This is a genomic window from Cupriavidus sp. 96C5-1 (genome assembly GCF_057798855.1).
Window position 1 is genome coordinate 1 of record NZ_JBYOJU010000090.1, and the last position, 13,686, is coordinate 13,686.

Annotated in this window: 12 protein-coding genes; 7 read left to right on the top strand and 5 right to left on the bottom strand. The window is 66.7% G+C overall.

What is annotated here, in order from left to right; translation table 11 throughout:
• Positions 1–107 precede the first annotated feature (107 nt).
• On the top strand, positions 108–323 hold the full coding sequence (locus tag AC3FOF_RS43895) for a hypothetical protein (RefSeq protein ID WP_488730241.1): 216 nt from the start codon (positions 108–110) through the stop codon (positions 321–323).
• Between the two features lie 109 nt (positions 324–432).
• Here the strand turns inward: AC3FOF_RS43895 and gatB are convergent, their stop codons facing one another.
• The 5 genes from gatB to gatC form a co-directional block, all read right to left on the bottom strand.
• The gene (gene gatB, locus AC3FOF_RS43900) at positions 433–1,893 is read right to left on the bottom strand and encodes an Asp-tRNA(Asn)/Glu-tRNA(Gln) amidotransferase subunit GatB (protein WP_276264483.1); all 1,461 of its coding nucleotides are present in this window, start codon (positions 1,891–1,893) and stop codon (positions 433–435) included.
• A 123-nt stretch (positions 1,894–2,016) separates the two neighbouring features.
• The gene (locus tag AC3FOF_RS43905) at positions 2,017–2,976 is read right to left on the bottom strand and encodes a dienelactone hydrolase family protein (protein WP_488730242.1); all 960 of its coding nucleotides are present in this window, start codon (positions 2,974–2,976) and stop codon (positions 2,017–2,019) included.
• Positions 2,973–3,440: a hypothetical protein gene (locus AC3FOF_RS43910; RefSeq protein ID WP_488730243.1), complete on the bottom strand. Its 468-nt coding sequence runs from the start codon at positions 3,438–3,440 to the stop codon at positions 2,973–2,975. The genes AC3FOF_RS43905 and AC3FOF_RS43910 overlap by 4 nt, the downstream gene beginning before the upstream one ends.
• Positions 3,437–4,942: an Asp-tRNA(Asn)/Glu-tRNA(Gln) amidotransferase subunit GatA gene (gene gatA / locus AC3FOF_RS43915; RefSeq protein ID WP_276264480.1), complete on the bottom strand. Its 1,506-nt coding sequence runs from the start codon at positions 4,940–4,942 to the stop codon at positions 3,437–3,439. Before gatA ends, AC3FOF_RS43910 begins: the two co-directional genes overlap by 4 nt.
• Positions 4,943–5,037: 95 nt before the next feature.
• Positions 5,038–5,337, bottom strand: a complete 300-nt coding sequence (gene gatC / locus AC3FOF_RS43920) for an Asp-tRNA(Asn)/Glu-tRNA(Gln) amidotransferase subunit GatC (protein WP_017226983.1) — start codon at positions 5,335–5,337, stop codon at positions 5,038–5,040.
• A gap of 640 nt (positions 5,338–5,977) precedes the next feature.
• On the opposite strand from gatC, the gene AC3FOF_RS43925 reads away from it, so the two are divergent.
• From AC3FOF_RS43925 to AC3FOF_RS43950, 6 genes are all read left to right on the top strand, one after another.
• Entirely contained in the window at positions 5,978–7,021 is a 1,044-nt protein-coding gene (locus AC3FOF_RS43925) for a rod shape-determining protein (protein ID WP_011296266.1), read from the top strand.
• Between the two features lie 202 nt (positions 7,022–7,223).
• The gene (gene mreC / locus AC3FOF_RS43930) at positions 7,224–8,225 is read left to right on the top strand and encodes a rod shape-determining protein MreC (protein WP_017226985.1); all 1,002 of its coding nucleotides are present in this window, start codon (positions 7,224–7,226) and stop codon (positions 8,223–8,225) included.
• Positions 8,222–8,734, top strand: coding sequence for a rod shape-determining protein MreD (mreD, locus tag AC3FOF_RS43935; protein WP_017226986.1), 513 nt, complete (start codon positions 8,222–8,224; stop codon positions 8,732–8,734). The genes mreC and mreD overlap by 4 nt, the downstream gene beginning before the upstream one ends.
• A gap of 70 nt (positions 8,735–8,804) precedes the next feature.
• Positions 8,805–11,105 carry a penicillin-binding protein 2 gene (gene mrdA / locus AC3FOF_RS43940; protein WP_276264478.1) on the top strand — a complete coding sequence of 767 codons (2,301 nt, stop codon included), beginning with the start codon at positions 8,805–8,807 and terminating at the stop codon, positions 11,103–11,105.
• Positions 11,106–11,117: 12 nt separating this feature from the next.
• Positions 11,118–12,260 carry a rod shape-determining protein RodA gene (gene rodA / locus AC3FOF_RS43945; protein WP_017226060.1) on the top strand — a complete coding sequence of 381 codons (1,143 nt, stop codon included), beginning with the start codon at positions 11,118–11,120 and terminating at the stop codon, positions 12,258–12,260.
• Positions 12,261–12,389: 129 nt separating this feature from the next.
• The gene (locus AC3FOF_RS43950) at positions 12,390–13,166 is read left to right on the top strand and encodes a ParA family protein (RefSeq protein ID WP_017226059.1); all 777 of its coding nucleotides are present in this window, start codon (positions 12,390–12,392) and stop codon (positions 13,164–13,166) included.
• Positions 13,167–13,686: the final 520 nt, after the last annotated feature.

Sequence of the window (13,686 nt, forward strand, 5' to 3'; positions counted from 1 at the left end):
CGCGGTGGCTCCAGCTTGAGACGAGCATCCCAAATCCGGGGCCACCGCGCCCACGACGAAACCCGTGCCATTCATGATCGAGTGGCCATATAAACCGGTAACGGCAGATGCATGAATGGGCAAGCGAGTTCGTCATTCAGGGGTCATACAATGAAACCACCGTCATTCGCAGCGGCAATGCCATTCGTGCCGGTAGCGCCAGCAGTTTATTAGAACCGCCGCGCCCACCACGAATCCGCAAAGCCACCAAGCCCGACAAGCCAGCCCCCCTGCAAGGGGTCGCTTTCTTTTGGTTACTTTTCTTTACGAGTAAAGAAAAGTGACACCTCCATGTGTCCAAGAGCCCGACGCCACTCCGCCTTTAGGCCCTGCAAACCTAAATCAGGTCCCTAAAAACGCAAAAGAAAAAACCAAAGAACCCAACTCGCCCCCCTACCCCTCCAACTTCTTCCTCAACAACTCATTAACCTGAGCCGGATTCCCCTTCCCCTTGGTCGCCTTCATGGCCTGCCCCACCAGCGCATTGAACGCCTTCTCCTTGCCGGCGCGGAATTCCTCCACCGACTTGGCATTGGCCGCCAGCACATCGTCGATGATCTTCTCCAGTTCGCCGGAGTCGGACATCTGCTTGAGCCCCTTCGCAGCAATGATGGCGTCGGCGTCGCCACCCTCTTCGCCCGCCCACATGGCCGGGAAGACATCCTTCTTGGCGGTATTGTTGGAAACCGTGCCATCGGCGATGCGCACCAGCAGCCTGGCGAGTTGCGCCGGCTTGACCGGGGCGGCTTCCAGCGCGATGCCTTCGCGGTTGAGCAGCGAGGACACGTCGCCCATCAGCCAGTTGGCGGCGGGCTTGGCGTTGGCCGCGCCGGCCTCGCCGACCACAGCCTCGAAATAGCCGGCGAGCGCCTTGGACGCGGTCAGCACGCTGGCGTCATAGGCGGACAGGCCGTATTGCGACACCAGGCGCGCCTGCATGGCCGCCGGCAGTTCCGGCAATTCGGACTTCACGCGCTCGATCCAGGCCGAGTCGATCTCCAGCGGCAGCAGGTCGGGATCGGGGAAGTAGCGGTAGTCGTGCGCGTCTTCCTTGGTGCGCATGGCGCGCGTCTCGCCGGTGTCGGGATCGAACAGCACGGTGGCCTGCTGGATGGCGCGCCCGTCTTCGATCTCGGCAATCTGCCACTGGACTTCGTACTCGATGGCCTGCTGCAGGAAACGGAAGGAGTTCAGGTTCTTGATCTCGCGGCGCGTGCCGTAGGTGGGGCTGCCATAGGGGCGCACCGACACGTTGGCGTCGCAGCGGAAGCTGCCTTCCTGCATATTGCCGTCACAGATGCCCAGCCACATCACCAGCGCGTGCAGGGCCTTGGCGTAGGCCACGGCTTCGGCGGCGCTGCGCATATCGGGCTCGGTGACGATCTCCAGCAAAGGCGTGCCGGCGCGGTTCAGATCGATGCCGGTCATGCCCGCGAAGTCTTCATGCAGCGACTTGCCCGCGTCTTCCTCGAGGTGGGCGCGCGTGAGCTGCACGGTTTTTTCGTAGGTCTCGCCCTTCTTGCCTTCGACCTGGATGCTGATGCTGCCGCCCTGCACCACCGGCAGCTCGTATTGGCTGATCTGGTAGCCCTTGGGCAGGTCGGGGTAGAAGTAGTTCTTGCGGGCGAAGATGCTGCGCGGCGCGATGGTGGCGCCGATCGCCAGGCCGAACTGGATGGCGCACTCGACCGCGCCGCGGTTGAGCACCGGCAGCACGCCGGGCAGCGCCAGGTCGACCGGCGAGGCCTGCGTGTTGGGCGCCGCGCCGAAGGCGGTGGAGCTGCCGGAAAAAATCTTGGAGGCCGTCGACAACTGCGTGTGCGTCTCGAGGCCGATCACCACTTCCCATTGCATGGCGGTATTCCTGTTCGTGTGCTGTATGTGTTGCTACGTCTTTACTACGTGTTTGCTACATATTCGCCGGTATCGCGCCCTGCCCCGCGGCGTCATCCCGGCATCCGTATTCACTATATTCATTCAGGGATTCGGGCTGGCCAGCCACGAATCCAGTTGCGCCAGCGCCGCCTCGCGCGCGGCCGGGTCGCCGCCCTGGGTCACGCCCTGGCCGGGGCGCGTGCCGTTGGGCACATCGCGGCGCACCCGCAGCCTTTCGGTGCCGTCGAAGCCGTGATATGCGCCGGGGTAGATCTCCAGGCGGAAGCGCGCATCGGGCTGGCGCGCCGCGACCGCCTCGCGCAGCATGGCGCAGCGGGTGGCGGGAGTCCAGTCGTCGGCGCCGCCGGTCATCAGCAGCAAGGGCGTGCGCAGGCGGAATGCATGCCGCTGCACGGCGCTCTTGCAGCCCGGGTAAAACGCCACGGCGCGCTCGATCGCCGGTGCGCCCGCGGGCCACTCGCGGCTGGCGTCGACGGCGCTGAGCACCGCCTGCGCACCGTTGGACCAGCCCAGCAGCACGATATGGCCGGTGTCGATGCCGGGCTGCTGCGCCAGCCAGCGCAGTGCCTCCAGCACGTCGCCGCGCCGCGTGGCATCGTCGATATCGCGCCCATCGATGCGTTCGGTGCAGATACCCTGCGGCTTGCCGCGCGGCCCGAAGCTGTCCGGCAGCAGCACCGCGTAACCGCGCGCGGAGAGCCATTGCACGTACTCGCGATAGCGCGGCTGCAGCGCCGCGGCATCTGCGCCGCCGCGCCGGTGAAGGCCGCCACAGCCATGCAGCGCGATGACCACTGGCAATGCCTGGGACTGCGCCACGGCACTCCGGGACGGCACGAACCAATAGGCGCTCAGCGCCGTGCCGTTGCCGGCGCCGGGAAACTGCACCATCTGCGCCACCGGCATGGCCTGCCCGCCGGCCGCCGGCGCGGATGCCTGCGCGAGCGCTGCATGGCTGGCCGCCAGCATGGCGCAAAGGCCCAGGCAGATAGACCACAGATGGCGGGCGGCGCGGCGGGGCATGGCCATGGACGGGTTCATCGGGCCTGCGCGCAGCCGCCGGTGCCGGGCTCGAACATCACCGGCCAGGCCTCCTCGTAGATGCCGGGCGTGCAGCGCCGTTCGCAATTGGCGTGCGCCAGCGTGACCCGGCGCGGATCCTGCCAGACCATCAGCTTGCAGGCGCTGCCGTCGTTGGCCCGCAGTTCGATATGCGGCTTCTTCTGGGTCTGCCGGAATTCCGCCAGGTTGAAGCTGCAGGAACCGCGCTTGCCCACCCACAGCTTCCACGACAGCTGCTGCACCGTGTTGTCCGCCACGCGCAGCTGCGCGTCCTCGCGGAAGCCGTCTTCCTCGGTGCGGCGGCAGTCGCCGGCGAGATCGATGTTGCGGCTGGCGATCGGCGTGGGCCCGCCGCCGATGCGCGGCAGCGGGATGCAGGCCGCCAACGCGGCGGCCAGCCCGATGCCGAGCGCGAGCCGGACCAGCCAGCGCCGGGCGGTCATGGCTGCGCGGGCCGGCGCAGGTGCCAGTCCGTTGCCTGCTGGAAAGCGTGCGCCGTCTGCAGCAGCTCGGCTTCGCCGAAGTAGTTGCCGATCAGCTGCAGGCCGACCGGCATGCCGCCCTCGCCCAGCCCGCAGGGTACGCTCATGCCGGGCAGGCCGGCCAGGCTGGTCGACAGCGTGAAGATGTCAGCCAGGTACATCTGCACCGGATCGGCGCTCTTCTCGCCGAGCTTCCAGGCCACCGTGGGCGCCACCGGGCCCATGATCACGTCGCACTGGGCGAAGGCGCGCTGGAAATCCTCGGCGATGATGCGGCGGATCTTCTGCGCCTGCAGGTAGTAGGCGTCGTAATAGCCGTGCGACAGCACATAGGCGCCCACCAGGATACGGCGCTTGACCTCGGCGCCGAAGCCTTCGGCGCGGGACTTCTTGTACATGTCCATCAGGTCGCGGTACTCGGCGGCGCGATGGCCGTAGCGCACGCCGTCGAAGCGCGACAGGTTGGACGAGGCCTCGGCCGGCGCGATCACGTAGTACACGGGGATCGACAGCTCGGTCTTGGGCAGCGACACCTCGACCAGCGTGGCGCCCAGCTTCTCGTACTCGGCGAGCGCGCCGCGCACGGCCTGTTCCACGTCCGCCGACAGACCCTTGCCGAAATACTCCGCCGGCAGGCCGATGCGCAGGCCGGCCAGCGGCTTGCCAGCGCTGGCGCCGGGGCGCGGCTTGCCCAGCAGGCGGGTGTAGTCCTCATCCACCCCGCCCTGGGCGGGCGCGAGGCTGGTCGAGTCGCGCTCGTCGAAGCCGGCCATGGCGCCGAGCAGCATCGCGCAGTCCTCGGCGGTATGCGCCATCGGGCCGCCCTGGTCCAGCGAGGAGGCAAAGGCGATCATGCCGTAGCGCGACACGCGGCCGTAGGTGGGCTTGATGCCGGTGATGCCGGAGAACGAGGCCGGCTGGCGGATCGAGCCGCCGGTATCGGTGCCGGTGGCGGCGGGCGCCAGGCCGGCGGCCACGGCGGCGGCCGAGCCGCCCGAGGAGCCCCCCGGCACGCGGCTGGTATCCCAGGGGTTCTTCACCGGGCCGAAATGCGAGTTCTCGTTGGACGAGCCCATCGCGAACTCATCCATATTGGTCTTGCCCAGCGTGACCATGCCGGCGGCGCCCAGGCGCTCGACCACGGACGCGTCGAACGGGCTCTCGTAGTCCGCCAGCATGCGCGAACCGGCGGTGGCGCGCCAGCCGCGCGTGACGAATACGTCCTTGTGGGCGATCGGCACGCCGGTCAGCAGGCCGGCTTCGCCGCGCGCGCGGCGCTCGTCGGCCGCGCGGGCCTGCGCCAGGGTCAGTTCGGGGTTGACGTCGACAAAAGCGTTGAGCGCGCTGGCCTGCTCGATGCGGGCCAGGTAGTCGCGCGCCAGTTCCTCGGCGGAAACGGTACGTGCCGCCAGCGCGTCGGCTAGCTGGCGCAGGGAGGTCACGGAAGATGCGGAAGAGGACATATCGGTCGGTTTGGCTTGGCAGGTAAGGGCTGCCGGCGCGCCCCGGGAGGCGGCGCGGCGCAGCCGCTGGTTCGATCGCCGTTGTGCGATGACCTTTATTCGATGACCTTGGGCACCAGGTAGAGGCCGCCTTCGGTGGCCGGCGCGGGACGCTGGTAGTCCTCGCGGCGGTTGGCCTCGGTGACGACGTCGTCGCGCAGCCGCTGCGACATCTCGCGCACCGCGGACAGCGGGTGGGCCAGCGGCACCATGCCGGCGGTATCGACCGCCTGCATCTGCTCGACCAGCGAGAAGAAATGATTGAGCTGCACAAGCGTCTGCCCGGCCTCGTCATCGTTGATTTCGATGCGGGCAAGGTGGGCGATGCGCTTGACGTCGGATAGGTCGAGAGCCATGGCTTGGGGTCGGTGCGAATGCGATGCGGGCGCGGCCGGGGCGGGCCGGGCGAGTGCTGCCGGGAGCGCCCGGGAATCGTCAAAGTTACAGGTTTTTTCGGGGAAGAAGCCCCCGAAACAGGGGGAATTATAAGGTATCATTGCGCGTTGCCATCCTTTGGCAGCGCCTTCGTCACATTACTGTAAAACCGCGTGAACCGGGGCTTTTTGAAGCACTTCCGGAACCCCCGCGGCAGCCTGGTGGCCCCCCAGCCATCGGCGCCGGCCTGGTCGCCCGACCGGCCAGGCAGCGGTACAGGGCCGGAGGCCACAAAGGATGCAGCCCAGGTTCCTTCGACTAGACCGCTCCCGCCGGCAAATTAATTGTAATTGCGGCGCCGTTCCACCGAACTTTTGCGCGTGGTCTAATCAAAGGTTCCCGTAGAGGCCGTTCCGCCACCGGGCGTGGCGGCCCTGGTTGGCGGCCCCGGCCCTGACGGCCCGCGGTGGATGACCACGCGGGCTGGCAACGGTGCCGGCGCCCGCCCCACCGGACGGCCGGGGCCTTGAATACTACCCGTCGCTATGAATATCGTGGCTGGCCCCGCAGCGGCGCCGGCCACTTCGCATACTCGCGAACCACCAGAAAACAGGATTCCTGATGTTCGGATTTCTCCGCAGCTACTTCTCCAACGATCTCGCGATCGACCTCGGCACCGCCAACACCCTGATCTATATGCGCGACAAGGGCATCGTCCTTGACGAACCGTCGGTGGTGGCGATCCGCCAGGAAGGCGGGCCCAATGCCAAGAAGACCATCCAGGCGGTCGGCAAGGAAGCCAAGCAGATGCTGGGCAAGGTGCCGGGCAACATCGAGGCCATCCGGCCGATGAAAGACGGCGTGATCGCCGACTTCACCGTCACCGAGCAGATGCTCAAGCAGTTCATCAAGATGGTGCACGACTCCAAGCTGCTGCGCCCCTCGCCGCGCATCATCATCTGCGTGCCCTGCGGCTCGACCCAGGTCGAGCGCCGCGCCATCCGCGAATCGGCGCTGGGCGCCGGCGCCAGCCAGGTCTACCTGATCGAGGAGCCGATGTCGGCCGCGATCGGCGCCGGCCTGCCGGTGTCGGAGCCGTCGGGCTCGATGGTGGTGGACATCGGCGGCGGCACCACCGAGGTGGGCATCATCTCGCTGGGCGGCATGGTCTACAAGGGTTCGGTGCGCGTGGGCGGCGACAAGTTCGACGAAGCCATCGTCAACTACATCCGCCGCAACTACGGCATGCTGATCGGCGAACAGACCGCCGAGGCCATCAAGAAGGAAATCGGCTCGGCCTTCCCCGGCTCCGAGGTCCGCGAGATGGAAGTCAAGGGCCGCAACCTGTCCGAGGGCATCCCGCGCGCCTTCACGGTATCGTCCAACGAAATCCTGGAAGCCCTGACCGATCCGCTCAACCAGATCGTCTCGGCGGTCAAGATCGCGCTGGAACAGACCCCGCCGGAGCTGGGCGCCGACATCGCCGAGCGCGGCATGATGCTGACCGGCGGCGGCGCGCTGCTGCGCGACCTCGATCGCCTGCTGGCCGAGGAAACCGGCCTGCCGGTGCTGGTGGCCGAAGACCCGCTGACCTGCGTGGTGCGCGGCTCCGGCATGGCGCTCGAGCGCATGGACAAGCTGGGCAGCATCTTCTCCTACGAATAACCAGCAAGCAGGGGAATCGCTCGTGGCACGACACGGCCTGCCGGAACACCTGGTCGGGGCCGAGCCTCGCCGCGCCTCCCTCCCGACCCGGCCCGACCCCGGGCACCATGCAGCGTCGCGGCACCCCGGCCACCAAGGCCGGCACGCCGGGGCGCCGTCGTGCCTCCGGGGCCGGGGGATCTTTCTGCCAGCGCACGGGTAAATGGATTACACTCCGCCGCCGCTCTTCAAGCAGGGCACTTCCGCCGTCGCGCGCCTCGTCCTCTATGTGACGATCGCGCTGCTGCTGCTCATCGTCGATGCGCGCTTTGACGCCCTGCGCGCGGTGCGCCAGGTTGCCGCCACCGTGCTGATGCCGGTCGAGCGCGTGGTGCTGGTGCCGCGCGACGCCATCCGGACCGCCTTCGACTACGCCCAGTCCTCCGCCGCACTGGCCAGCGAGAACCGCGAACTGCGCCGCCGCGCGGTGATCGAGGCCGAGGGTTCGGTGCACCAGTCCCAGCTCGAGGCCGAGAACAACCAGCTGCGCAAGCTGCTCGGCCTGGTGCAGCAGTCGGCCACGCCAGTGACGGCGGCCGAGATCCTGTATGACGCCCGCGACCCCTACAGCCAGCGCATCGTGATCGACCGCGGCAGCCAGCACGGCCTGCGCGCGGGCTACCCGGTGATCGACGAGCGCGGCGTGATCGGCCAGATCACGCGGGTCTCGCCGTTCCAGTCGGAAGTCACGCTGCTGACCGACAAGGAACAGGCCATCCCCGTGCAGGTGGTGCGCAACGGCCTGCGCAGCGTGGCCTTCGGCGGCGCCCGCGCCGGCCTGCTCGACCTGCGCTTCATGGCCGCCTCGGCAGATTTGCAACAGGGCGACCTGCTGGTGACCTCGGGCCTGGACGGCACCTACCCGCCCGGCCTGCCGGTGGCCAAGATCGTGCAGATCGAGCGCAAGGCCGATACCGCCTTCTCGCGCGTGTACTGCGAGCCGGTGGCCGGCGTGCGCTCGCACCGCCAGTTGCTGGTGATCCGCTATGAAGCCCAGCTGCCGCCGCGCGAAGCCATCGACGGACCGCGCGACGCCAAGGAAGGCAAGGCCGGCCGGGGAGACCGCCCGGGCGTCAGGGACGCCGACAGGCCGGCCGACAAGCCGGCAGCCAAGACGACTGCCAAGCCGGCCGAGAAGCCCGCGGCCAAGGAGCCCAAGCGTTGACCAATCCCCAATACCTGCTGCGCCCGGTCAACCCCGCGTTCATCGCGCTGAGTTTCGTGCTGGCCTTCCTGTTCAACCTGATGCCCTGGGGCACCACGCTGTGGATCCCCGACATGGTGGCGCTGGTGCTGGTGTTCTGGAACATCCACCAGCCACGCAAGGTCGGCATGGGGCTGGCGTTCGCGCTGGGCCTGTTGATGGACGTGCACGACGCGCGCCTGCTGGGCGAGCACGCCATGGCGTACTCGCTGCTGGCGTACTTCGCCATCACCATCCACCGCCGCGTGCTGTGGTTTACGGTCTATACGCAGGCGCTGCATGTGCTGCCGCTGCTGTTCGTCGCCCATGCGGTGCCGGTGCTGATCCGCCTGGCCATGGGCGCGCCGCTGCCCGGCTGGCAGCTGCTGCTGGCGCCGGGCATCGAAGCGCTGCTGTGGCCGCTGGCCACCGGGCTCTTGCTGGCGCCGCAGCGCCGCAGCGCCGACGTCGACGAAACCCGGCCGATCTAGCTTGAACTCCACCCGAGTCCCGCCGCTTGCCTCCGGTGCATGCGGCAAACCGCAAGGCTGACGCAGTACCATGACCGAAATCCGCAATGTCGAACAGGAGCTCGGCCGCTTCCGCATCCGCGTGGCGGCGGCAGCCCTGTTCGCCGTGATCTGCTTCGGCCTGCTGTTCACGCGCTTCCTCTGGCTGCAGTGGTACAAGCACGACCAGTACTCGGCCAAGGCCGAGGACAACCGCATCTCGGTGGCGCCGATCGAGCCCAACCGCGGCATCATCATGGACCGCAACGGGGTGGTGCTGGCGCGCAATTATTCGGCCTATACGCTGGAAATCACGCCGTCCAAGCTGTCCGACACACTCGACAACACCATCGAGGAACTGTCCAGGCTGATCGACATCCAGCCGCGCGACCGGCGCCGTTTCAAGCGGCTGATGGAAGAATCCCGCAGCTTCGAGAGCCTGCCGATCCGCAGCCAGCTCACCGACGAGGAAGTGGCGCGCTTCTCCGCGCAGCGTTTCCGCTTTCCCGGCGTGGACGTGCGCGCCCGGTTGTTCCGCCAGTACCCGATGGGCGAATCCGCCTCGCACGTGATCGGCTACCTGGGCCGCATCTCGCAGCGCGACCAGGAACGCATCGAAGCCATGGACGAGGCCAACGGCGCCGAAGGCGCCAAGTACGATCCGCGCAAGGACGCCGACAACTACAAAGGCTCCAACTACATCGGCAAGATCGGCATCGAGCAGAGCTACGAAACCGAGCTGCACGGGCTGACCGGCTTCGAGGAAGTGGAAGTGAGCGCGGGCGGACGCCCCATCCGCACGCTGTCCACCTCCCCCGCCACGCCCGGCAACAACCTGATCCTGTCGCTCGACATCCGCCTGCAGCAACTGGCCGAGGCGCTCTTCGGCAACCAGCGTGGCGCGCTGGTGGCGATCGAGCCGTCCACCGGCGACATCCTGGCCTTTGTCTCCAAGCCGACCTTCGACCCCAACCTGTTCGTCGAAGGCATCGACACCAATAGCTGGAACGAGCTCAACAACTCGCCCGACAAGCCGCTGCTCAACCGCCCGCTGCGCGGCACCTACCCGCCCGGCTCCACCTACAAGCCGTTCATGGCGCTGGCGGCGCTCACCACCGGCAAGCGCACCGCGGCCTGGGGCTTCCACGATCCGGGCTCGTTCACACTGGGCAACCACACCTTCCGCGACGACAAGCCCGGCGGCCACGGCTGGGTGGACATGTACGCCTCGATCGTGCAGTCCTGCGACACCTATTACTACATGCTGGCCCGCGACATGGGGGTCAACGCCATCCACGATTTCATGAAGCCGCTGGGCTTCGGCCAGATCACCGGCATCGACATCGAGGGCGAGAGCCGCGGCATCCTGCCGTCGACCGACTGGAAGCAGCGTGCCTACCGCAAGCCCGAGCAGCGGAAGTGGTATGACGGCGAAACCATTTCGCTGGGCATCGGCCAGGGCTACAACAGCTTCACCATCCTGCAGCTGGCCAACGCCGTGTCCATCCTGGTCAACAACGGCACCGCGATGAAGCCCCACCTGGTCAAGGCGGTGGAAGACTCCGTGACGCGCGACCGCGAGCTCACCGTGCCCAAGGAAAGCTACCGGCTGCCGTTGAAGCAGGCCGATATCGACGTGATCAAGCGCGCCATGGTCGGCGTGACGCACTCAGGCACCGCCGCCCGCGCCTTTGCCGGCGCCGCCTACGAGTCGGCCGGCAAGACCGGTACCGCCCAGACCTTCACCATGGGCAAGAACGAGAAATACAACCACCACGCGCTCGACGAACGCAAGCGCGACCACGCCCTCTATACCGCCTTTGCCCCGGCCGACAACCCGAAGATCGCGCTGGCGATGATCGTGGAGAACGCCGGCTTCGGCGGCGCCGTGGCGGCGCCGATCGCGCGCAAGGTGATGGACTACTACCTGCTCGGCAAGTGGCCGGCCGAACTGGAAAGCATCGCCCCGCCCGCGGCGGAGCGCGCCGGCGGCAAGCCGCCGGTGGATACGCCCAGCGTATTCACCACCGGCCATACCGCCAGCATTGCCAGCGCCACCGTGATGGGGGCCAGCGAAGCCGCCGCCACCAGTTCGGGCGCCAGCGTGCCGGCGGCACGGCCGGCAAGCGCCTCGGGCGCCGCCGCCGTGGCGCCGGTGATCGACCCCGCTGCCATCCCCCCCGCCTCGGCGGTGCAGACGCTGGAAGACCGCATGTCGCAGGCCCTCGGCCATAGCCGGCCGGCGCCGGCGTCCGCCCCGGCCGCACCGGCCGTGGTGGGCCCCGCCAGTTCCAAACCCCGCGCCAAGCCGGCAACCGCGCCCGGCGCGGCCGGCGGCAACGCTTCACGCTGAAGGAGACGCGCCATGGATAGACGCCGCGTCCTATCGTTCGTCAAGACGGCGCTCACCGGCTTCGACAAGCCGCTTGCACTGATCGTCTTCCTGCTCTTCGCCACCGGCATCGTGGCGCTCTACTCCGCCGCCATCGACATGCCCGGCCGGGTCGAGGACCAGTTGCGCAACATCCTGCTGTCTTACGCGGTGATGTGGGTGATCGCTTACCTGCCCACCCAGACGCTGATGCGGGTGGCGGTGCCGCTCTACACGGTGGGGGTGGCCTTGCTGATCGCGGTGGCGATGTTCGGCCTGATTCGCAAGGGCGCGCGCCGCTGGCTCTATGTCGGCATGGTCATCCAGCCCTCCGAGATCATGAAGATCGCCATGCCGCTGATGCTGGCCTGGTATTTCCAGAAGCGGGAGGGTTCCGTCAGGTGGTACGACTTCGTGGTGGCACTGCTGCTGCTACTCGTGCCCGTCGGCCTGATCGCCAAGCAGCCCGACCTCGGCACCGGCCTGCTGGTGATGGCCGCCGGCCTGTATGTGATCTACTTCGCCGGCCTGTCGTGGAAAATCATCCTGCCGCTGCTCGCCATCGTGGTGGTCGCCATCACCGCGCTGGTGAGCTTCGAGCACGATATGTGCGCGCCCGGGGTGAGCTGGCCGATCCTGCACGACTACCAGCAACACCGCATCTGCACCCTGCTGGATCCCACCACCGACCCGCTCGGCAAGGGCTTCCATACCATCCAGTCGATCATCGCCATCGGCTCGGGCGGCGTGTTCGGCAAGGGCTGGCTGAAGGGCACGCAGACGCACCTGGAGTTCATTCCCGAGAAGCACACCGACTTCATCTTCGCCGTGTTCTCGGAAGAGTTCGGCCTGATCGGCAACGCCGTGCTGCTGGTGTTCTACCTGCTGCTGATCTTCCGGGGGCTATATATCGCGGCCAACGCGCCGACGCTGTTCTCCCGGCTGCTGGCGGGGTCGATCACACTGATCTTCTTCACCTACGCCTTCGTCAACATGGGCATGGTCAGCGGCATCCTGCCGGTGGTCGGGGTGCCGCTGCCGCTGATGAGCTACGGGGGCACGGCGCTGGTGACGCTGGGGATGGGGATCGGCATCCTGATGAGCATTTCCCGGCAGAAGCGGCTGATACAGACCTGACGGTCCCGGGTTACTGAACCGGCCACGCGGATTGGAAGATTCAATGCCATATCGCGCGTGGATGACGCCGCCCTAAGGTATGCTCTTGCCTCTGGTACTACGTTCAAACGTTCATATCCAGGGGCACAAATGCGGCGCGTCGTATTCAATCAGAAGGGCGGTGTCGGGAAGTCGACCATCGTATGCAATCTGGCAGCGATCAGCGCCAGCGAGGGCATGCGCACCCTGGTCATCGACCTGGATGCGCAAGGCAACTCCAGCCAGTACCTGCTTGGCCAGCTGGCAGCGGCAGCCAGCCCGACCGTGGCGGACTTCTTCGAGACCGCGCTGACATACAGCTTCAAGCCGGTGGAAATCGCTTCGTTCATCCACCAGACGCCGTTCGAAAACCTCGACGTGATGCCCGCCCATCCCGAACTCGACGCGCTGCATGGCAAGCTTGAATCCCGCTACAAGATCTACAAGCTGCGCGACGCGCTGAACGAGCTGGAAGACACCTACGACGCGATCTACATCGACACCCCACCCGCGCTCAACTTCTACACCCGCTCCGCGCTGATCGCAGTCGAACGCTGCCTGATTCCGTTCGACTGCGACGACTTCTCCCGCCGTGCGCTCTACACGCTGCTCGACAACGTGAAAGAGATCCAGCACGACCACAACGCCGAACTGGCGGTGGAAGGGATTGTGATCAACCAGTTCCAGCCCCGCGCCAGCCTGCCGCTGCAACTGGTCGAGGAACTGGTGAGCGAAGGCTTGCCGGTACTGAACTCGCGGCTGTCGTCATCCGTCAAGATCCGGGAATCGCATCAGTATGCGACGCCGATGATCCACCTGGATCCGAGGCACAAGCTGGCGCAGGAGTATGTGGCGTTGTATCGGGAGTTAGTGGGTAGTGCGGATTGATTTGCCCCGCTGCGCGGGGCTGGGCTTATGGGATGGGTGGATGTGCGTTCGTTCGTTCGTTCGTTCGTTCGTTCGTTCGTTAAAGGACTAACGTTATTGGCGTTGGCGTTAAAGCTGGGGTTTTTAGGGACCTGATTTAGGTTTGCAGGGCCTAAAGGCGGAGTGGTGTCAGGCCCTCGGGCACATGTAGGTGTCACTTTTCTTTACTCGTAAAGAAAAGTAACCAAAAGAAAGCGACCCCTTGCAGGGGGGCTGGCTTATCGGGCTTGCCGGCTTTGCGGATTCGTGGTGGGCGCGTCAGTCCTGCCTGACTGCTGGCGCTGCCGGCGCGAACGACATTGCCGCTGCAAATGGCACTGGTTTCAGTATAGCGCCCCTGATGGCAATGGCCCGTGGTAGCTCACGCATCTGCCGTTACCGGCGCGAATGGCCACTTCTTCCCGATCCTTGCCGGTTTCGTCGTGGGCGCGGTGGCTCCAGCTTGAGACGAGCATCCCAAATCCGGGGCCACCGCGCCCAC

Coding starts and splice junctions, on each gene's coding strand:
- AC3FOF_RS43895 (WP_488730241.1), top strand. CDS start 108: ATGCATGAATGGGCAAGCGAGTTCGTCATTCAGGGGTCATACAATGAA.
- gatB (WP_276264483.1), bottom strand. CDS start 1,893: ATGCAATGGGAAGTGGTGATCGGCCTCGAGACGCACACGCAGTTGTCG.
- AC3FOF_RS43905 (WP_488730242.1), bottom strand. CDS start 2,976: ATGAACCCGTCCATGGCCATGCCCCGCCGCGCCGCCCGCCATCTGTGG.
- AC3FOF_RS43910 (WP_488730243.1), bottom strand. CDS start 3,440: ATGACCGCCCGGCGCTGGCTGGTCCGGCTCGCGCTCGGCATCGGGCTG.
- gatA (WP_276264480.1), bottom strand. CDS start 4,942: ATGTCCTCTTCCGCATCTTCCGTGACCTCCCTGCGCCAGCTAGCCGAC.
- gatC (WP_017226983.1), bottom strand. CDS start 5,337: ATGGCTCTCGACCTATCCGACGTCAAGCGCATCGCCCACCTTGCCCGC.
- AC3FOF_RS43925 (WP_011296266.1), top strand. CDS start 5,978: ATGTTCGGATTTCTCCGCAGCTACTTCTCCAACGATCTCGCGATCGAC.
- mreC (WP_017226985.1), top strand. CDS start 7,224: ATGGATTACACTCCGCCGCCGCTCTTCAAGCAGGGCACTTCCGCCGTC.
- mrdA (WP_276264478.1), top strand. CDS start 8,805: ATGACCGAAATCCGCAATGTCGAACAGGAGCTCGGCCGCTTCCGCATC.
- rodA (WP_017226060.1), top strand. CDS start 11,118: ATGGATAGACGCCGCGTCCTATCGTTCGTCAAGACGGCGCTCACCGGC.
- AC3FOF_RS43950 (WP_017226059.1), top strand. CDS start 12,390: ATGCGGCGCGTCGTATTCAATCAGAAGGGCGGTGTCGGGAAGTCGACC.